Genomic DNA, 18271 nt, shown 5'->3' with positions numbered 1-18271 from the left:
CGTCACCGATCTCCAAGCCGACATCTCAGACTTCATCAACCGCCACAACGCCGACCCAAAGCCGTTCCGCTGGACCAAGTCCGCCGACGACATCCTCGCATCCATCGAGCGGTTCTGCGTCTACAACGCGCCCGTCGAGCAATCCTGAGTTGGCGAACTTTTGAACCGGGACACTAGACCCGCACCGCCACCAGTACCGCCCCCGTCGCGATCAGGGCCACGCCCAGCCAGTTCAGCCGCGACAGCTTCTCGCCCAGGAACACGGCGGCGATGATCGCCACGAACACCACCGACAGCTTGTCGATCGGCGCGACCTTGGCCGCCTCGCCCAGCTTCAGGGCTCGGAAGTAGCACAGCCACGAAGCCCCCGTGGCCAGGCCCGACAGCACCAGGAACAGCCACGAGCGCGGGGCGATCGAGCCCGGCGCGCGCCACTCGCCGGCCACGGTGAGGATCAGGCCCGCGAAGCCCAGGATCACCACGGTGCGGATGAACGTGGCCAGGTTGGAGCCGACGCCGTCGATCCCGACCTTGGCCAGGATGGCGGTCAGGGCCGCGAACACCGCCGAGGCCAGCGCCCAGAAGGGCCAGCTCGCCAGGGCCGCGCGGCCCATCAGGCGAACGCCGCGAAATAGCGGCCGATCAGGGCCTGGTAGATTTTGGCCAGGTCGCGGACCTCCTGGACCGGGACCCGTTCATCGACCGCGTGCATGGTCGCTCCCACGAGGCCGAACTCGACCACCGGGCAGAGGGCGCGGATGAAGCGGGCGTCGCTGGTGCCGCCGGTGGTCGATAGCTCCGGCGTGCGGCCGGTGGCGTCGCCGACCGCGGCGACGATGACGTCGGTGAAGGCCCCGGGCTGGGTCAGGAAGGCCTCGCCGCTGATCTTGCACAGGGCCTCGACCCGGCCCGAGAAACCCTCGGCGGCCTCGCGGCACTCGTGTTCGATCCAGGCGGCCAGGTCCTTGCCCTGGTGGGCGGGGTTGAAGCGGATGTTGATCCGGGCCTTGGCGCTGGCCGGGATGACGTTGGTGGCGGTGTTGCCGACATCGACCGTGGTGATCTCCAGGTTCGACGGCTGGAAGCCCTCATAGCCCTCGTCCAGCACCCGCGACTGCAGGCGCGAGAGGATGTCGACCAGCACCGGGATCGGATTGGCGGCGCGATGCGGATAAGCCACGTGGCCCTGGCGGCCGTCGACGGCGATCCAGGCGTTGATGCTGCCGCGCCGGCCGATCTTGACCATGTCGCCCAGCAGGGCGGCGCTGGTCGGCTCGCCGACGATGCAGTGGTCGATGACCTCGCCCTCGGCGGCCAGTGCCTGGACGACCTTGACGGTGCCGTGCTCGGCCACGCCCTCCTCGTCGCCGGTGATCAGGAAGCTCAGCGAGCCCGGCAGCTCGGCGGGCAGGTTGGAGACGGCGGCGACGAAGGCGGCGATGGCGCTCTTCATGTCGACCGCGCCGCGGCCGTAGAGCACGCCGTCACGGATCTCGGCCTCGAACGGCTGCAGGGTCCACGCCTCGGCGTCGCCGACCGGCACCACGTCGGTATGGCCGGCGAAGCACAGGTTCGGCCGCGCCGTCCCGCGCCGGGCGTAGAGGTTCTCGATGTCGCCGAACCTCATCCGGCGACAGGTGAAGCCCAGGGCCTCCAGCTGCCGCTGCAGCACGTCCATCGCCCCTTCGTCGGCCGGGGTCACCGACGGACGGCGGATCAGCGCCTGGGCCAGGGCGACGGGATCGAGGGCCAGGGCGGCGAGGGAGGGACTGGTGTCGGTCATCGCCCTGGCTTTAGGCTCCCCCGTGCGCTGACGCAAACCCGAGAAGGCCGCCATGCCCAAGATCGACATCGACGCCGCCCCGCTCCGCGTCGGGAGCAACTATCCGCCGCCCTTCGACGAGCCCTGCCGCGGCCGCCGCCGCCGGGCCCTGGGCGACGCGGCCGGGCTCGACCAGTTCGGGGTCAACCTGATGCGCCTGCCGCCCGGCCAGTGGAGCAGCCAGCGCCATTGGCACAGCGCCGAGGACGAGTTCGTCTTCGTGGTCGAGGGCGAGGTGGTGCTGGTCGAGAACGACGGCGAGACGGTCCTGCGGGCCGGCGACTGCGCCGGTTTCAAGGCCGGAGTCGCCAATGGCCACCATCTGCAGAACCGCTCCGACCGAGAGGCGGTGCTGCTGGAAATCGGCTCGCGCCGACCGGACCAGGACAACTGCGCGTATCCCGACATCGATATGGTCGCGCGGGCGGGGGAGGACTTCTACCGGCGGCGGGGCGGGACGCCCTATCGTGTCTCCCCCTAGGCTCAGGCCGTGGCCAGCCAGGCCCGGTTGGAGGCGGGCGGCGGGCCGAATCGGTTCGGGCCGCTGGTGCCGCGGCGAAAGCCCAGCTCGATCCACGACCAGACCGCCAGGGCCACCCCGCCCAGCGACAGCGGCAGGCCCGCCAGCACGCCGAGCGATCCCAGGTCGCCGAACAGGTGGGCGGTCCCCAACAGCAGATAGGGGCCGATGCTGAACGGCAATATCCACCAGCCGGATCGGTTGCGGTCGTGCAGCCGCCTTATGCCCACATAGATCGCCGCCGCCACGATGGGAACGATCAGCAGCAGCGGCGCCAGGCCCAGCCACCCTCCGGCCATGGTCGCGAACATGGTCAGGCACCAGATCACGGCCGCGGCCAGGGCCTGGACCACCTGAAACCGCCAAAAGCCCAGCCGCGACACACGGCCGGAAACATCGAACACGCGTCGCAAGCGTTCCATCATGCCCTCGCCCCTACCCAGCACAGCTTAAGGTGGGGGTTGCGAGCTGACTAGTCCCGCAGCAGGTCGTTGATCGAGGTCTTCGACCGGGTCTTGGCGTCGACCGTCTTGACGATCACCGCGCAGTAGAGGCTCGGGCCGCCCTTGGGGTCGGGCAGGTTGCCGGGGACGACGACGCTGTAGGGCGGCACCTTGCCGATGTGGACCGTCCCGGTGGCGCGGTCGATGATCTTGGTCGAGGCCGAGAGGAACACCCCCATCGACAGGACCGAACCCTCGCCGACCACCACGCCCTCGACCACTTCGGAGCGGGCGCCGATGAAGCAGTCGTCCTCGATGATGGTCGGATTGGCCTGCAGGGGCTCAAGCACGCCGCCGATGCCGACGCCGCCCGACAGGTGGACCCGCTTGCCGATCTGGGCGCAGGAGCCGACCGTCACCCAGGTGTCGACCATGGTGGCCTCGTCGACATAGGCGCCGATATTGACGAAGGACGGCATCAGGATGACGTTCCTGCCGACGAAGGCCCCGCGGCGGACGATCGAGCCGGGCACGGCGCGGAAGCCGGCGGCCTCGAACTGCGGCGCTTCCCAGCCGTCGAACTTGTTGGGAACCTTGTCCCACCACGGGCCGACCGCCCCGCCCAGCGAGCCGGCGCGCATGATGCTGTTGGGGTTGAGGCGGAACGACAGCAGCACGGCCTTCTTCAGCCACTGGTGGGTGGTCCATTCGCCGTCGATCTTTTCCGAGACCCGGGCCTTGCCGGCGTCGATCAGCAGCAGGGTCTCCTCGACCGCGGTGCGCACCGGGCCGGTGGTGGCGGTGGAGACGCCGTCGCGGGCTTCCCAGGCGGCTTCGATCTCGGTCTGCAGGTCGGCGAGCGGCAGGCTGGTCATTGGAGGCTATCCTTCAGGCGCGCCGAGCTGAGGAAGCCGGCGAGGTCGTTCGTGCGGTGGTGGACGAAGTCGGCGGTCGAGGCGGCCGCGTCGGCGCCGACCAGGACGGTGGTCATGCCCAGCAGGGCGGCGGGGGCGAGGTTCTTCTCGCTGTCCTCGAAGAAGGCCGTGGCCGGCGGGGCGAAGCCGTGGCGGGCGACCACCTTCTGGAAGGTGGCCATGGCCGGCTTGGGCAGGTAGTCGGCGGTCTCGATGGCGAAGACGTCCTCGAACAGCTGGGCCAGGCCCAGATGGCCCAGCACCCGCTCGGCATGACCGAGCGAGCCGTTGGTGAAGATCAGCCGCCGCCCGGGCAGGGCCGCGATCGCCGCCTGCAAGGCCGGATCGGGCGTCAGGCAGTCCATCGAGACGTCGTGCACCTCGTCCAGGAAGGCCTTGGGCGCGATGCCGTGATGAGCCATCAGTCCGGCCAGTGTGGTGCCGTGCTCGTGGTAGTAGCGCTTCTGGATCGCCCGCGCCTCGTCGCGCGGCAGGCCGGTGGCCTTCTCCATGAAGTCGGTCATCTTGCCCTCGATCAGGGCCATGAACTCGCATTCGGCCGGATAGAGGGTGTTGTCGAGATCGAACAGCCAGGTCTCGACATGGGCGAGGTCGGCGTTCATTTCGAGATCAGCGTGCCCGCGCCGTGCTCGCTGAACAGTTCGACCAGCATGGCGTGGGGACGGCGGCCGTCGAGGATGACCACGGCCTCGACGCCGGACTCCACCGCATGGATGGCGTTTTCCAGCTTGGGGATCATGCCGCCGCTGGCCACGCCGGTGGCGATCAGCTCGCGGGCCTCGGCCAGGCTCATCTGGCGGATCAGCTCGCCATTGGCGTCGAGCACGCCGGCGATGTCGGTCAGCATCAGCATGCGCTTGGCCTTCAGCGCCCCGGCCAGGGCGCCGGCCACGGTGTCGGCGTTGATGTTGAAGGTCTGGCCCTCGACCGACACGCCGATCGGCGCAATCACGGGAATGTAGTCGGTCTCCGAGGTCAGCAGCGCCTGGATGATGTGCGGGTCGATCTTGGTCGGCTCGCCCACGAAGCCCAGGTCGACGGCCTGCTCGATGTTGCTGTCCGGATCCTTGCGGGTGCGGGTCACCTTCTCGGCGGTGATCATCCGGGCGTCCTTGCCCGACAGGCCCACGCCGCGGACATCGGCCTCGGCCCCGGCCAGGGTGATCCAGTTGGCGATTTCCTTGTTGATGGCGCCCGACAGCACCATCTCGGCGACCTCCATGGTCGCTTCGTCGGTGACCCGCAGGCCGTCGACGAAGGTCGACTTGACGCCGGCCTTGTCGAGCATGCGGCTGATCTGCGGGCCGCCGCCATGCACCACCACCGGGTGGACGCCCAAGAGCTTGAGCAGCACGGCGTCGGCCGCGAACAGCTTGGCCACCTGCTCCTGGCCCATGGCGTGGCCGCCATATTTGATCACCACCGTCTCGCGGTCGTAGATCTGGATATAGGGCAGGGCTTCGGCCAGGGTCTTGGCGGTGGCCCAGCCCGCTTCCTCGGCGACGTCGTTCAAGGCGGCGGTCCTGTAAGGCGAAAGGCGCGCTTCGATAGCGGACCCCGCCCCCCCTGTCACGCGTCGCCTGAACTCAGCGGTCGTCGCGGTCGAACCGTCGCTTGAGGATCAGCACCGCGCCGGACATCAGCAGGCAGGCCAGATTGGACGCGATCACCGGCCAGGCCCCGATCAGGACCCCATAGGCGATCCAGCAGCAGAAGCCCGTCACCGTGACGACATAGGTGCGCAGCGACACCGACGAGGCGTCCTTCTCGCGCCAGATCTTGACGATCTGCGGCGCGAAGCTGGTGATCGACAGCAGGGCGGCGGCCGTCCCGACCGCGACGGCCAGGGCGCGGATGTCCACCTCAGGCGGCGGGGTGCAGCTGGTTCAGCCCCCAGCGACGGGCATAGGCGGGGGCCAGCTCCAGCCCGATCGGCGGCGGTCCCGGAGCCCGGCCGTCGCGCAGGCAGACGGTCAGGTAGGACAGGGCTGTCCGCACGCCGTGCTGCGAATAGGGCTTGCCGATCACCCCGCAGGCGCCGGCGAAGTCGGCGGGCAGGCGCTTGACGTTGGCGGTCATGAACAGGGCGACGCCGCCGCAGTCGTCGTGAATCCGCCGGGCGACATCGACCCCAGTCGGGCCGTCGCGCAGGTGCACGTCGACCAGAGCTAGGTCGGGATGCAGGTCGGCGGCCATGGCCACGGCCTCGTCCAAACTCATGGCGTGGCCGACCGGATGGCAGCCGACCTCGTCGAGCAGGAACTCCAGCTCGGTGGCCAGCAGGACCTCGTCCTCCACGATCAGCACGTCGAGCGGGCGCTCGGTCATCACCAGATCCAACCTTCCCTCAGGTCTGCGCGCCATTGACGGGCAGATGCACCACGACGCGGGTCCCGGATTCCGTGGAGCTGGTCTCGGCGCGCGCCTTCAACTGCTGGCAAAGCAGCTGAATGATCGTCAGGCCGAATCCCGCTCCCGAGTCGCCAGGCTTTGCGGCGTTTTCTATCCCAACGCCGTCATCGGCGATTTCGATCCGTAGATCGCCGTCGGCGCGGGCGACGCCGACGAAGATTTCGCCGCCTCGTCCGGTCGGAAAGGCGTGGCGCAGGGCGTTGGAGAACAGTTCGCTGATCACCAGGGCCAGGGGCGCGGCCTTGGAGGCGGCGATGTCGACCCGCTGCAGGTCGAGCTTGACCTGGATGTCGTCGCGCCGGGCCCCGCCGACCATGTCGCTGACCAGGTCGCGGACGAAGGCCGAGACGTCGAAGCGCTCGACATCCTCGCTCTGGAACAGGCGGCGATGGACGGTGGCGATGGCGCTGACCCGCTCCAGCATGCCGCGCAGCGAGGCCTTGACCGCCGGATCGGTGACGCGGCGGTTCTGCAGCAGCAGCAGCGAGGAGATGAGCTGGAGGTTGTTCTTGACCCGATGATCGACCTCGTGAAGCAGGGCGGTCTTCTGCTCCAGGGCCTGGGTCAGTTCGCGGGTGCGCTCTTCAACGGCCGCCTCCAGGCGCTGGCGGGTGTCGCCCAACTCGAACTCGACCCGCCTGCGGTCGCTGACGTCCAGCTGCGAGCCGACGAAATAGGCGACCTGGCCGGTCCGGTCGCGCACCGGGCACAGGTGCAGGGCGTTCCAGAAGCTGGAGCCGTCCCTGCGGTAGTTGAGGATCTCGGTCTCGACCTCGTCGCCGCCGGCGATGGCGCGCCGCAGCCGGTCCACCTCGTCCGGATCGCTGTCCTGGCCCTGCAGGAAGCGGCAGTTGCGGCCGATCACCTCGTCGCGGTCATAGCCGGTCAGGGCCAGGAAGGCGTCGTTGACGAAGATGATCGGGTGGTCGCTCTGCTTGGCGTCGGCGATGGTGATGGCCGTGCGGGTCGCACGCACGGCCGCGGCGAAGGGATCGCCCACGCCGTGCTCAGCGGCCAACAGATCCGCGGCCCGCTCCGCCTGCATGAAGTCTGACATCCTCGAAGCGCCGGCCCGGCCTATCCCCATGGTTCCCGGAACGCGGGTTCGGGGGGCGGGTTCCCGACATTGGCCCAAACCGAGGACGGCGGAAACCCTTGTCGGGTTTCCGCCGCCTGGCCGATGGGTTGGCGCGCGGGCGCTATTTCGGGCGATAGATCCGGTCGAAGACGCCGCCGTCGGCGAAATGGGTCGCCTGGGCCTTCTTCCAGCCGCCGAAGGTGTCGTCGATGGTCACCAGCGGGATCTTCTTGAAGCGGCCCGCGTACTTGGCCGCCGCGGCCGGGTTGCGCGGGCGGTAGTAGTTCTTGCCGATCAGATCCTGGGCGATCGGGCTGTAGAGGAAGTTCAGATAGCCCTCGGCCGCCGTGCGGGTCTTGCGGCGGTCGACATTGCGGTCGACCAGGGCCACCGGCGGCTCGGCCAGGATCGACAGCGACGGATAGACGATGTCGAACTTCCCCGGCAGTTCTTCCTGCGCCAGGTAGGCCTCGTTCTCCCAGGACAGCAGCGCATCGCCCAGGCCGCGCTGGGTGAAGCTGGTGGTCGCGCCGCGCGCCCCGGTGTCGAGCACCGGCACGTGCTTGAACAGCTCGGTGACATAGGCCTCGGCCTTGGCGGGGCTGCCGCCCGGCTGCTTCAGCGCCCAGGCCCAGGCGGCCAGATAGTTCCAGCGCGCCCCGCCCGAGGTCTTCGGATTGGGGGTGATGACGTCGATACCCGGCTTGATCAGGTCGCCCCAGTCCTTGATCTTCCAGGGATTGCCCTTGCGGACCAGGAAGACGATCGTCGAGGTGTAGGGGGTCGAGTTGTCGGGCAGGCGCGACTGCCAGTTGGCGGGCAGCAGCTTGGCCTTGGCGGCGATCTCGTCGATGTCGTAGGCCAGGGCCAGGGTGACCACGTCGGCCTGCAGACCGTCGATCACCGAGCGGGCCTGCTTGCCCGAGCCGCCGTGGCTCTGGTTGATGATCAGGTCCTGGCCGACCTTGTCCTTCCAGTACTTGGCGTAGGCGGCGTTGACGTCCTTGTAGAGTTCGCGGGTCGGGTCATAGCTGACGTTCAGCAGGGTCAGCGGCTTGGTCCCCTGGGCCTGGGCGGCGCCGGCCAGGGCGGCGGGGACGGCCAGGGCCGCGGCCCCGGCGGCGGCCGTACCGAGCAGGCCGCGGCGCGTCGGGATCTTCAGATCGTGGGTCATGGCATGTCGCTCTGATGAGGTGTGGGTCTTGAACGGCGGAACGATCGAAGGGCGTCGTGACTAGAACGCATACTGGCTGCGCAGGTTGATGGCCTTGTAGCTCTGGCCGGCCTGGAGGCCGGCGGCGTCGCGACGGTCGACGTCGACGTCCAGATAGTCCAGCGAGAACTTGGTCACCGAATTGGGGAACCAGTTGACGCCGGCCGAGACGATCTCCTGCAGGCCGCCGCGCACCCGGTCGGCCGCCACGGTCGAATATTCGTGGTGGTTCAGGTCGAGCACCGAATAGCGGGCGACCAGTTCCCAGGCGCCCCACTTGCCCGCCTTGGGATCGAAGGGATTGTCGATGGCGGGAGCGTCGAAGGCGAAATTGGCCGGGTTGTACTTGCGGGCCTCGCCGGTCAGCACCCAGCCGCCCTCGACATACCAGCCGGTGAACTTCGGATCGGAGACGTTGGCGGCGCGGTTGCGACGGTCGAGGGCGATGTCGAAATATTCGCCCTGGATCAGCAGGTTCTTTTTCTGGGCGGCCAGTTCGAGGCCGTAGTGGCGGGCGCCGGAGGAGTCGATCGCGCCGCTGCTGACCAGCTGGGTCCCGTCGACCCGCAGCTCGGGCCGGTCCTGGACGGTGATCGGATAGGCGCCGGCCAGCGCGGTCTGGGCGGGCTGGGCCACTAGGCTGGCGTTGGCGCCGACATGGACCAGCCAGTCATAGCCCTTGAGCGGCACGAAGGCGACGCGGCCGACATAGCCCAGCTGTTCGTCGAAGCTGGCGCCGTCGCCGGCCTTGGCCCCGGTGATCGCGCCCGACACCAGCCAACGCTCGCCCACGGCCTGGGCCTGCAGCGAGATGCGGCGGTCGGCGCCGGCCAGGGAGCGGGCCGCCTCGGCGCCGGACGGGCGCTCGGGGAACAGCGAGCCGTTGGTCGAGGCCGCGTCCTCCAGGCCCAGGTTCGGCGCGAAGGCCCCGACCTTCACCTTGAAGGGCGCGTAGTTGTATTGCAGGTAAAGCTCCTGCAGCTGGCCCGCGCCGTCCGTTCCGGCGCCGCCGAAGTCGAGCAGGACCCCGTAGTCGAAGTTCTTGAACGCCTTGCCGTCGACGCCCAGCCGGGCGCGGCGGAAATTGGTGCCGCTGTTGAGGTCGCGGCCGGTGGCGACCGAGGCCGGCAGGCCGCTGTCCTGGTTGTACCAAGCCGCATCCAGCTGCATCACCGCATGGACCGTGGCGCTGAAGGCGCCGTCGCCCGAGGCGATGGTCGGCTTGCCGCCGGCGATGCTGACGGTGGTGGCCGCCTGGGCGGTGCGGACGTCCTTGAGGCTGGCGGCGGTCGCGGCCTTGAGGTCGGCGATCTGGCTGGACAGGGCTTGGAGCTGGGCCTCCAGGGCCTCGATGCGAACCTGCTGCTGCTCGGGCGTCTGGGCGGTCTGGGCGTGGGCCGCGCCGGTCATGGCGAGCAGCGACGCGCCGCCGATCAGGGCGGCCCGCAGGGCGATCCGGGTTCTGGTCATGCTTTTGTCCCCTCAGGACGCCTTGGCGGCGCCGATGTTGACCGGGACGAAAGACGATTATTCCTACAGTTCAAATAGAGATTAGAGGGCGGGCCTTTGAGTTTTCCTTCAGGCTCGGGATCGCCTTCGGCCTAAGTCCCTGAAACCCAAACGAAAAAGCCCGCGCCGAGGCGCGGGCTTGATCGATCGGCGTTCGCTCGGATGGTCCGTCCGGGCGCCTCCGGCGCTAGAACATCGCCCGGCCGATGAGCTTGAGATTGTAGCGCTTCTGCTTCTTGGCGGCCTCGGCGTTGGCTTCCAGGGCCAGGTACGACATCGGCGTGCCGGCCCGGATCGCGAAGCCCAGGGTCACCGCGCCTTGCTTGTCGTCCATCGCCGCCAGGGTGAAGGGCGCGCCGCCGGTGAAGTTGGCCACCGTGTCGCCGATCTTGCCCGCCACCGTCTGGCGGTAGCCGACCCGGACTTCGGGACGCCACCAGAAGGCGCGGCCGAAATCGGCGCCCAGCACGACGCCGGCGTCAGCGGTCAGGCTGCTCGAGGTGCGCCGCTTGACGATCAGGTCGAAGCCGTCGCCGCCGCCGGTTTCCTTGCGCTGGCCGTCGCGCAGCCACAGATAGTCGAGCCGGCCCTCGGGACGGACGAAGTAGCGGCCGAACTTGGCCTCGTAGGCCGTGCCGGCGAAGGCGTTGAGCGTCGCGCCGTTCCACTGCGCCTGGCTGTGGCGGACCACGTCGGCGGCGCCGTCGTTGTTGAGGTCGCCGGAATTGAACACCCGGTCGCCGTCGTACCAGCCATAGCCGCCGCCGCCGCCGAGGTTCATCCGCCAGCCGCCGATCGCGCGCCGCCAATAGGCGCCCAGCTGCACGAAGCTGCCGGTGGTCTGCTCGCCGACCTTGGCGGCGATGTCATGTTCCTCGACGCTGACATAGGCCAGGGTCAGGCCCAGGGCGCCGCCGGCGTCGCCCATGGCCTCGTAGCCGCCGACGAAGCCGAAGGCCTGGGTGTCGGACCCTAACGTGTCGCCGGTGTCGCGGCGCACCAGGGTGTTGATCTCCTGCATCCAGATGCTGTCGGGGCCGTAGCGGTCGCCCGGATCGGGACGGTAGCCGGTGGCGGCCGAGATCGCCTGGTTGGCGTTCTGCAGCGCCGCGAACATCCCCTCGCCCTGATCGGGCAGCATCTGGTTGTAGAGGCCCAGCAGGCCGTCCTTGCTGTTCTGGGTCAGGAAGGCGTTGGCGAGGCTGGTGTCCTTGCCCAGGGCGCCGAACACCGCGTCATAGGCCGAGGCCTGCGAGCGGTTCATGCCGATCTCGGCCGCCGTGCGCCGGCGCACGTCGAGATAGACGTTGTTGCTGTCGGAGCGGCTCTGGGCCACGTACAGATAGGGCGCGTCGCCCAGCAGGTCCTGGCCCAGCGTGCCGACCGTCAGGCTGCCGCCGGTGATCACGGTGTAGCTGGTCGGGGCGGACAGCAGGCCGGTCAGGCGCAGGCCCAGTTGGGCCCCGGAGGCGATATTGACCGCGCCGGAAACGTTGAGCCGCGTGTTGGCCCCCGCGGCGGGATCGGCGGTGAACACCACCTTGCTCTCGGCCCCCAGGGTCAGGCTGGTGGCGTTGATGGTCTCGGCGTTGCTGATGCCCAGCGACCCCTTGCCGACATTGATGGCCAGTTGGCCGTCCGAATCGCGCAAGGCGCCGATCATCGTCGCGCCGTTGCTCAGGCTCAGCACGTCGGCGCCGGCCCCGAACGAGACCGCCCCGATGACCGCGCCGCTCTGCAGGTCGAGGGTGTCCGCCCCCGAGCCGAAGCGGATCTCGCCGAGGATCGACGGCGTACCGGTGGTCGCGGTCGCGGTCGTCGTGGTGACGGTGTCGCCGCTGGGGAAGGTGGTGGTGGCGGCGGTCGAGACCGGCGACTTCTGGGTCACGGTGACGCCGCCGGTCGAGGCGCGCAGGTCCAGGGCGACGGCCGTGCCGGCCGCGGTCGCCGTGCTGGTGGTCGTGCCGTCCGCCTTGGCGGTGGGGGCGGCCACCTGGGCGAGGATCGAGCCGGTGTTGGTGATCGTCTTCAGCGTGCCGGAGGCGTCGAGCACGGCGATGGCGTCGCCGGTCTCGCCGCTGCGCGAGGCCTGGATCGAGCCGTTGTTGGTCAGGTTGGTCAGGTTGGCGCCGGCGTTGATCACCAGGGCGCGGGCGTCGCCGGTCGATACCGAGCCAGCATAGGACCCGCTGGTGGCGTTGATCACGCCGCGGTTCCACAGCGACGGGACCGAGGCCCCGCTGGTCAGATTGACGCCGGTGGCGTTGGCCTCGCGGGCGTTGGCGGTGACGCTGCTGTCGAAGCGCGCGCCGCCCGTCAGCGTCGTGGCCTGGTTCGCCTGGCCGCCGATCTGCACGGCGGTGGCCGCGATCTTGTCGTAGACGCCGCTGGCCGAGATCGCGCCCTTGGCGACCAGGCCGTAGGCGTTGTCGGCCGTCCCGACCGCGCCGAGGGTGACGGCGCGGGTGTCGGAGCCGATCAGCAGGGCCGGCGCGCCGCCATAGGTAGTGATCGCGCCGGTGCCGGTGGTCGACGAGGTGATCGTCGTTGTGGTGGTCGTCGTGCCGTCGACCACGGTCAAGAAGGTCGGGCCGTTCAGCAGCACGCCGCCGCCGACATCGCCGCCGATCCGCACCGCCGGCCCGCCCTGCAGCAGGTCGTCGGCGTCGAGCTTGCCGATCGCCGTCTCGCTGGGGCGGCTGGTGTAGCGGTAGCCGGTGGTCGAGACCGAGCCCTGCAGGGCAAAGCCGCCGCTGACATCGGCGTCGAGGCCCACGCCCACGGCGTTCTGGCCGAGAACCGTGACCGACCCGCCCTGGGTGACCTTGCCGGTCACCGGACCGGTCACGTGCACGCCGTAGCTGTTGTCGCCGGTGACGGCGATCGCGCCGTTGGTGGTCAGGTTGCCGACCAGGCCGGTTTCCAGCGACACGCCGGCCGAATTGTTGCCCTCGATGGTGATCGAGCCGGCGGAGTCCTGGGTGATGTCGCCGGTGAACACGCCCGGACCGGTCGAGCGGATCCCATAGCGGCCGGTCCCGGTGGCGAACTTGCCGTCGATATCGCCGTCGCTGTCGGTGTCGGTAGCGGTGTAGTCCTCGGTCAGGCTGATCGCCAGCGAGTTGGTCACCGAGCCGGTATTGCCGCCCAGAATCAGGACGCCGGTCGAATTGTCGACCCCGACCGTCGCCAGGGTGCCGGCGTTGGTGACCTTGTTGTTGCTGTTGAGCGTGACGATCGCCCCAGCCGCCGTCGGCTTGATCGAGCCGGCGGCGTCGATCTTCACGTCGTCGGCCGTGTTGCCCGAGGTCGCGGTCGCCGTGGCGATCGGCGTCGTCCGGGCCGTGTTGACGACGGTCTCAGCAAAAGCGCCGAACGCCATGGCCAGGAGAGGAGCGGTTGCGACTGTCGCGACCAGGACCTTGCGCTGCATTACGAACGACACCTCGGAGAAAAACCCAGACCCCAGATTGCGGCACGTTGCGGCGAAATTGCGGTGCTTTCCGCCGCCGACGTGCTTCCGGGCGTTTGACGGTCTATCGCAAGCCTTGCCGGGGCGCCATATCTGGTTCGCCGAATCCCGCCTTCATGGAAATCGAGACTGCCGCATGCCGATGGCCTCGCCGCGACCGTCAACCCGCCTGAGCGGGGCCAGCCGCTTGCCTGTCGGGATTTGGGCCGGGGTGCTGGCCGGCCCCGCGGCCTTGCTGGCCTTGACCTTGACGGGGGACGCCCATCCGGCGGCGGCCTGGTCCGCGGCCCTGGCCAGCGGCGCGGCCGGCCTGTGGCTGGCCCGGCGCGCCCTGCGCCGGACCGCCGATCCGGCCGCCCCGCTCCCCGCCCCGGCCGTCGTCGACCGGCCGCCGCCTTTCGACCTGATTCTCGAGGCCCTGCCCGACCCGCTGATGGTCATCGCCGCCGACGAGGCCGACGACCTGACCGGCCGCCGGTTCGTGTTCGCCAACGCCGCCGCCCGCGACCTGTTCAAGCTGCAGCCGCGCGGCGGGCTGCTGGTCTCGGCCATGCGCAATCCGCAGGTGCTGGAGGCGGTGGACGAGAGCCTGTTCGGCGGCGTGCGGCGGTCGGTCGACTATGTCGGCGGCGGCGCCCAGGGGCGCGAATGGGTCGCCCATAGCGCGCCGCTCGGAGCCGACGAGCGCGGCTCGCGCCTGGCCCTGCTGGTGCTGAGCGACGAGACCGACGCCCGCCGCAGCGAGCGCACCCGGGCCGATTTCCTGGCCAACGCCAGCCACGAGCTGCGCACGCCCCTGGCCTCGCTGTCGGGCTTCATCGAGACCCTGCGCGGCCACGCCAAGGAGGATCCGGGCGCGCGCGACAAGTTCCTGGGCATCATGCAGGCCCAAGCCGAGCGAATGGCGCGGCTGATCGACGACCTGATGAGCCTGTCGCGGATCGAGCTCAACGAGCACATCGCGCCCCTGGGCCAGGTCGACTTGGCGATGGCCACCATCGACGTGCTCGACGCCCTGGCGCCGCAGGCCAAGGACAAGGCGGTGGGGTTCGATCCCGTCCTGCCGCCGCGCGGCGCGGCGGTGGTCGAGGGCGACCGCGACCAGATCGTCCAGGTGATCCAGAACCTGGTCGACAACGCCATCAAGTACACCCCCAAGGGCGGAGTGGTGCGGATCGAGGTGTTTTCCGGGCTGACGGCCGAGATGGCGGCGGGGCCGCGCGATCCGGCCGCCGCCCGAATGTCGCTGCTGACCCCCGACCATGCGGCGGACCAGCGCTACGCCTCGCTGCGGGTCAGCGACAAGGGCCCGGGCCTGGCCCGCGAGCACCTGCCGCGCCTGACCGAGCGCTTCTACCGGGTCGAGGGCCAGAAGAGCGGCGAGCGCTCGGGCACCGGCCTGGGCCTGGCCATCGTCAAGCACATCATGAACCGCCACCGCGGCGGCATGATGGTCGAGAGCGTGCAGGGCGAAGGCGCGACCTTCGCGGTCCATTTCCCGATGGCAAAGACCGCGGGCGGTTAGAGATCGGGGCGCGAGGAGGATGGCACTGGGCGCTGTGGACCGTTGACGATTCTTGGGCCGAATTCCTCGTCCTTCGACGGGCTCAGGATGAGGAATTCTGCTGACCCGCCCTGCCCTTAGCCCTCATCCTGAGCCTGTCGAAGGACGAGGGCGGCGCCTCGGTCGATCGCTCAGTCACGCCCTCTGCCGGGCGCAAGTCGAATGCACCGTCACGGTAATGCCGAGCGGACGCTCCCAAGGGGGAAAGAGTGGAAGAGCCCTTCAGGGCTGCCGAAAAGCCATCTAGTGGGCGCAAGCGAAGCAATGTCAGTCAGATCGTGGAATTACGGTGACAGTGCACTAATTGACGCCGATCTGGTCAATAGCTCAGCCGCGTCCTCTGTCGGGCGCAAGTCGAAGCACGAATTAAATGCACTGTCACCGTAATTCCCGTAATTCCCAGGTCATGGATGACATGTGCTGCCAGCTAAAACCTCCCGCGCACCAGGGTAACCGCCACTCACCGCTTTGCGATACCAAACAAGCGCGGCGCTACAATCTTTCGCGACTCCATGCCCAGCCTCGTAAGCTCGCGCGAGATTGACATAGGCTTCCATGGCGCCAGCGTCAGCGGCCTTGCGAAGCAAGACAAAGGCTTGGCCATAGTCTTGCGGTACGCCGGTTCCGTTTCCGTAGAGCGTCGCAAGATTGTTTTGCGCCGCTGTATTTCCCTGGTCAGCGGCCTTGCGATACCATCGCGCCGCCTGGGCGTCATCCTGCCGCACGCCCCAGCCCCTGAGGTAGAGAAGGCCGAGATAGGACTGTGCGGTAGCGTCGCCCTGTTCCGCCGCAGGAGTCCATAGCTTTAGCGCTGTCGCGTAGTCGCTTCGCTTGGCGGCCTCCAGGCCGTCTTCGACCGGTCCCGCGAACGCCGAGCAATGGAAGGCGGCAGCCACAACCAAGCCGACCCAGAGCGTGAAAATTCTATGCGCCATCTCTCCCCCCATAAACCCTGGGTAAGGAATGACACGCGGCGCGTTTATGCAACTAGGTTCGCCGCCCCCTAAGCCGCTTCCACGTCCAGCGAATACCCCGCCGACCTCACCGTGCGGATCGGATCCCCGTCCACATCCCCGTTCAGCGCCTTGCGCAGGCGGCCGATGTGGACGTCCACCGTCCGCGCCTCGACATAGACGTCCGAGCCCCAGACCGCGTCGAGCAGTTGCTCGCGGCTGAACACCCGGCCGGGGTGCTGCATCAGGTAGTCGAGGAGGCGGAACTCGGTGGGGCCCAGATGGACCTCCTTGCCCTGGCGCTTCACGCGGTGGGCGACGCGGTCGATGACGATGTCGCCGACCGTGATGCGGTCGTCGGCCAGGCCGGGGCGGATGCGGCGCAGCACGGCGCGGACCCGGGCGGTCAGCTCGATCATCGAGAACGGCTTGACCACATAGTCGTCGGCCCCGGTGTCGAGGCCGCGGATGCGGTCGCTCTCCTCGCCGCGCGCCGTCAGCATGATGATCGGCACGTTGCGGGTCTCGCTGCGGCCGCGCAGCCGGCGGCAGACCTCGATGCCCGAGACCTTGGGCAGCATCCAGTCGAGGATCACCAGGTCGGGGGCGCGCTCGGAGGCCATGGTCAGGGCTTCCTCGCCGTCGCCGGCCACGGCCACGACATAGCCCTCCTTGTCGAGGTTGTAGTGCAGCAGGGTGGCCAGGGCGTCTTCGTCTTCGACCACCAGAACGTAAGGAGTCACTTCGGCCGGCCCTCTACTCAGTTCGCCAGGGTGTCGAGCTTGGGCCGCTGGGAGATGATCTCCTCGCCGGTCAGCTCGAAATGGATGATCTCGGCGATGTTGGTGGCGTGGTCGCCGATCCGCTCGAGGTTCTTGGCCACGAACAGCAGGTGGGCGCACGGATTGATCGTCCGGGGGTCGCCCATCATGTAGGTCAGCAGTTCGCGGAAGATGGCGTTGTAGTGCTCGTCGACCTCCTCGTCGCGGCTCCAGACGCTGGTGGCGCGCTGCAGGTCCGAGCTGGTGTAGGCGTCGAGCACATCCTTCAGCCGGCCCTGGACCAGGCGGCCCATGCGCTCGATCGAGCGGGTCAGGGCGGTCATCGGGTCGGCCTCGGTCAGGATCAGGGCCCGCTTGCCGATGTTCTTGGCCATGTCGCCGCAGCGTTCCAGGCTCATCGAGATCTTCAGGGCGGCGACGGCGTGGCGCAGGTCCACGGCCATCGGCTGGCGCAGGGCGATCAGCCGAAAGGCCTTGCGCTCGATCTCGGCCTGCAGGATGTCGAGCCGCTCGTCGCGGGCCACCACCTGCTGGGCCAGGGGCGCGTCGCGGCGGGCGATGCATTCGACGGCGTCGGCGACCTGGGCCTCGGCCAGGCCGCCCATGCGGGTGACCTCGGCCGTGAGGTGGTTCAGCTCTTCGCCGTAGGATTTGACGGTATGTTCGGTCATGGCGTGATGATCCTACCGGTTAGCCGAAGCGGCCGGTGATATAGTCCTGGGTGCGGGTGTCGCGAGGATTGGTGAACATCTCCTCGGTCGGGCCGCTCTCGACCAGCTTGCCCAGGTGGAAGAAGGCGGTCTTCTGCGACACGCGGGCGGCCTGGGCCATCGAGTGGGTGACGATGACGATGCAGAACTGGCTGCGCAGCTCGTCGATCAGCTCCTCGATCTTGGCGGTGGCGATCGGGTCGAGGGCCGAGCACGGCTCGTCCATCAGGATCACCTCCGGCGAGACGGCGATGGCCCGGGCGATGACCAGGCGCTGCTGCTGGCCGCCGGACAGGCCGGTGCCGGCCTGGTGCAGGCGGTCGGAGACCTCGTTCCACAGGCCGGCCTTCTTCAGGCTGGCCTCGACGATGGCTTCCAGCTCGGCCTTGCCGGTGGCCAGGCCGTGGATCTTGGGACCGTAGGCGACGTTCTCGAAGATCGTCTTGGGGAACGGGTTGGGCTTCTGGAACACCATGCCGACCCGCGAGCGCAGCACCACCGGGTCGACGCTCTTAGCGTTGACGTCGTCGCCGTCGATCTCGATCGAGCCCTGGACCTTTGCCGAGGGGATGGTGTCGTTCATCCGGTTGATGCAGCGCAGGAAGGTCGACTTGCCGCAGCCGGACGGGCCGATGAAGGCGGTCACCGACTTGGCCGGCACGTCGAGGCTGACGTCGAACAGCGCCTGCTTGTCGCCATAGAAGACGTTGACGTCGCGGGCCCGGATCTTGAACTCGCTGGTCGTCACCTGGCCGTGGCCGGCCGGGATGGCGGCGGCGAGGGCCGGGGCCCCGGCTTGCGAGGGCGAGGCGGCGGCGGCGAGGGTGTCGTCGCGGTTTTCGGTCGGCATGGCGTGTC

At 68.9% G+C, this 18271-nt stretch carries 18 protein-coding genes; 2 read left to right on the top strand and 16 right to left on the bottom strand.

What is annotated here, in order from left to right:
• Nucleotides 1-173: 173 nt before the first annotated feature.
• Nucleotides 174-614 (bottom strand): EamA family transporter, encoded by a 441-nt coding sequence (locus ACIPQB_RS25055; RefSeq protein WP_446487971.1) that lies wholly within the window; start codon nt 612-614, stop codon nt 174-176.
• Nucleotides 614-1783 carry a succinyl-diaminopimelate desuccinylase gene (gene dapE / locus ACIPQB_RS25050; protein ID WP_446487970.1) on the bottom strand — a complete coding sequence of 390 codons (1170 nt, stop codon included), beginning with the start codon at nt 1781-1783 and terminating at the stop codon, nt 614-616. The genes ACIPQB_RS25055 and dapE overlap by 1 nt, the downstream gene beginning before the upstream one ends.
• Nucleotides 1784-1835: 52 nt before the next feature.
• Between dapE and ACIPQB_RS25045 the strand changes: the two genes are divergently transcribed.
• Entirely contained in the window at nt 1836-2303 is a 468-nt protein-coding gene (locus ACIPQB_RS25045; RefSeq protein WP_446487969.1) for a cupin domain-containing protein, read from the top strand.
• A 2-nt stretch (nt 2304-2305) separates the two neighbouring features.
• Here the strand turns inward: ACIPQB_RS25045 and ACIPQB_RS25040 are convergent, their stop codons facing one another.
• From ACIPQB_RS25040 to ACIPQB_RS24995, 10 genes are all read right to left on the bottom strand, one after another.
• Complete coding sequence (locus ACIPQB_RS25040; RefSeq protein WP_446487968.1) at nt 2306-2767, bottom strand: DUF805 domain-containing protein; 462 nt, start codon at nt 2765-2767, stop codon at nt 2306-2308.
• A gap of 47 nt (nt 2768-2814) precedes the next feature.
• On the bottom strand, nt 2815-3660 hold the full coding sequence (gene dapD / locus ACIPQB_RS25035) for a 2,3,4,5-tetrahydropyridine-2,6-dicarboxylate N-succinyltransferase (protein WP_446487967.1): 846 nt from the start codon (nt 3658-3660) through the stop codon (nt 2815-2817).
• Nucleotides 3657-4322: a pyrimidine 5'-nucleotidase gene (locus ACIPQB_RS25030; protein WP_446487966.1), complete on the bottom strand. Its 666-nt coding sequence runs from the start codon at nt 4320-4322 to the stop codon at nt 3657-3659. The genes dapD and ACIPQB_RS25030 overlap by 4 nt, the downstream gene beginning before the upstream one ends.
• A complete protein-coding gene (argB, locus tag ACIPQB_RS25025) occupies nt 4319-5233 on the bottom strand; it encodes an acetylglutamate kinase (RefSeq protein WP_446487965.1) in 915 nt (304 codons plus the stop codon). The genes ACIPQB_RS25030 and argB overlap by 4 nt, the downstream gene beginning before the upstream one ends.
• Nucleotides 5234-5306: 73 nt before the next feature.
• Nucleotides 5307-5582, bottom strand: a complete 276-nt coding sequence (locus ACIPQB_RS25020) for a SemiSWEET family sugar transporter (protein ID WP_446487964.1) — start codon at nt 5580-5582, stop codon at nt 5307-5309.
• 1 nt (nt 5583) lies between these two features.
• Nucleotides 5584-6048, bottom strand: a complete 465-nt coding sequence (locus ACIPQB_RS25015; protein WP_446487963.1) for a response regulator — start codon at nt 6046-6048, stop codon at nt 5584-5586.
• 19 nt (nt 6049-6067) lie between these two features.
• The gene (locus ACIPQB_RS25010; protein WP_446487962.1) at nt 6068-7189 is read right to left on the bottom strand and encodes a histidine kinase dimerization/phosphoacceptor domain -containing protein; all 1122 of its coding nucleotides are present in this window, start codon (nt 7187-7189) and stop codon (nt 6068-6070) included.
• A 142-nt stretch (nt 7190-7331) separates the two neighbouring features.
• The gene (locus tag ACIPQB_RS25005) at nt 7332-8384 is read right to left on the bottom strand and encodes a sulfate ABC transporter substrate-binding protein (protein WP_446487961.1); all 1053 of its coding nucleotides are present in this window, start codon (nt 8382-8384) and stop codon (nt 7332-7334) included.
• A 60-nt stretch (nt 8385-8444) separates the two neighbouring features.
• The gene (locus tag ACIPQB_RS25000) at nt 8445-9893 is read right to left on the bottom strand and encodes a porin (RefSeq protein ID WP_446487960.1); all 1449 of its coding nucleotides are present in this window, start codon (nt 9891-9893) and stop codon (nt 8445-8447) included.
• Nucleotides 9894-10119: 226 nt separating this feature from the next.
• Nucleotides 10120-13365 carry an autotransporter outer membrane beta-barrel domain-containing protein gene (locus ACIPQB_RS24995; protein ID WP_446487959.1) on the bottom strand — a complete coding sequence of 1082 codons (3246 nt, stop codon included), beginning with the start codon at nt 13363-13365 and terminating at the stop codon, nt 10120-10122.
• Between the two features lie 175 nt (nt 13366-13540).
• Here ACIPQB_RS24995 and ACIPQB_RS24990 point away from each other — a divergent pair, with 175 nt between their 5' ends.
• Nucleotides 13541-14929 (top strand): ATP-binding protein, encoded by a 1389-nt coding sequence (locus ACIPQB_RS24990; RefSeq protein WP_446487958.1) that lies wholly within the window; start codon nt 13541-13543, stop codon nt 14927-14929.
• Nucleotides 14930-15372: 443 nt separating this feature from the next.
• Here the strand turns inward: ACIPQB_RS24990 and ACIPQB_RS24985 are convergent, their stop codons facing one another.
• From ACIPQB_RS24985 to pstB, 4 genes are all read right to left on the bottom strand, one after another.
• The gene (locus ACIPQB_RS24985) at nt 15373-15903 is read right to left on the bottom strand and encodes a tetratricopeptide repeat protein (RefSeq protein ID WP_446487957.1); all 531 of its coding nucleotides are present in this window, start codon (nt 15901-15903) and stop codon (nt 15373-15375) included.
• A gap of 68 nt (nt 15904-15971) precedes the next feature.
• A complete protein-coding gene (gene phoB, locus ACIPQB_RS24980; protein WP_446487956.1) occupies nt 15972-16664 on the bottom strand; it encodes a phosphate regulon transcriptional regulator PhoB in 693 nt (230 codons plus the stop codon).
• Nucleotides 16665-16681: 17 nt separating this feature from the next.
• Entirely contained in the window at nt 16682-17374 is a 693-nt protein-coding gene (phoU, locus tag ACIPQB_RS24975; protein WP_446487955.1) for a phosphate signaling complex protein PhoU, read from the bottom strand.
• A gap of 19 nt (nt 17375-17393) precedes the next feature.
• The gene (gene pstB / locus ACIPQB_RS24970; protein WP_446487954.1) at nt 17394-18263 is read right to left on the bottom strand and encodes a phosphate ABC transporter ATP-binding protein PstB; all 870 of its coding nucleotides are present in this window, start codon (nt 18261-18263) and stop codon (nt 17394-17396) included.
• Between the last annotated feature and the right edge of the window lie 8 nt (nt 18264-18271).

It is taken from the genome of Caulobacter sp. LARHSG274 (assembly GCF_052871235.1).
This window is presented reverse-complemented; position numbering and strand designations above follow the sequence as displayed.

Bases quoted from the DNA above. Each gene is read 5' to 3' on its own strand.
- ACIPQB_RS25055 (WP_446487971.1), bottom strand. From the start codon at position 614: ATGGGCCGCGCGGCCCTGGCGAGCTGGCCCTTCTGGGCGCTGGCCTCG.
- dapE (WP_446487970.1), bottom strand. From the start codon at position 1,783: ATGACCGACACCAGTCCCTCCCTCGCCGCCCTGGCCCTCGATCCCGTC.
- ACIPQB_RS25045 (WP_446487969.1), top strand. From the start codon at position 1,836: ATGCCCAAGATCGACATCGACGCCGCCCCGCTCCGCGTCGGGAGCAAC.
- ACIPQB_RS25040 (WP_446487968.1), bottom strand. From the start codon at position 2,767: ATGATGGAACGCTTGCGACGCGTGTTCGATGTTTCCGGCCGTGTGTCG.
- dapD (WP_446487967.1), bottom strand. From the start codon at position 3,660: ATGACCAGCCTGCCGCTCGCCGACCTGCAGACCGAGATCGAAGCCGCC.
- ACIPQB_RS25030 (WP_446487966.1), bottom strand. From the start codon at position 4,322: ATGAACGCCGACCTCGCCCATGTCGAGACCTGGCTGTTCGATCTCGAC.
- ACIPQB_RS25015 (WP_446487963.1), bottom strand. From the start codon at position 6,048: ATGACCGAGCGCCCGCTCGACGTGCTGATCGTGGAGGACGAGGTCCTG.
- ACIPQB_RS25010 (WP_446487962.1), bottom strand. From the start codon at position 7,189: ATGTCAGACTTCATGCAGGCGGAGCGGGCCGCGGATCTGTTGGCCGCT.
- ACIPQB_RS25005 (WP_446487961.1), bottom strand. From the start codon at position 8,384: ATGACCCACGATCTGAAGATCCCGACGCGCCGCGGCCTGCTCGGTACG.
- ACIPQB_RS25000 (WP_446487960.1), bottom strand. From the start codon at position 9,893: ATGACCAGAACCCGGATCGCCCTGCGGGCCGCCCTGATCGGCGGCGCG.
- ACIPQB_RS24995 (WP_446487959.1), bottom strand. From the start codon at position 13,365: ATGCAGCGCAAGGTCCTGGTCGCGACAGTCGCAACCGCTCCTCTCCTG.
- ACIPQB_RS24990 (WP_446487958.1), top strand. From the start codon at position 13,541: ATGCCGATGGCCTCGCCGCGACCGTCAACCCGCCTGAGCGGGGCCAGC.
- ACIPQB_RS24985 (WP_446487957.1), bottom strand. From the start codon at position 15,903: ATGGCGCATAGAATTTTCACGCTCTGGGTCGGCTTGGTTGTGGCTGCC.
- phoU (WP_446487955.1), bottom strand. From the start codon at position 17,374: ATGACCGAACATACCGTCAAATCCTACGGCGAAGAGCTGAACCACCTC.
- pstB (WP_446487954.1), bottom strand. From the start codon at position 18,263: ATGCCGACCGAAAACCGCGACGACACCCTCGCCGCCGCCGCCTCGCCC.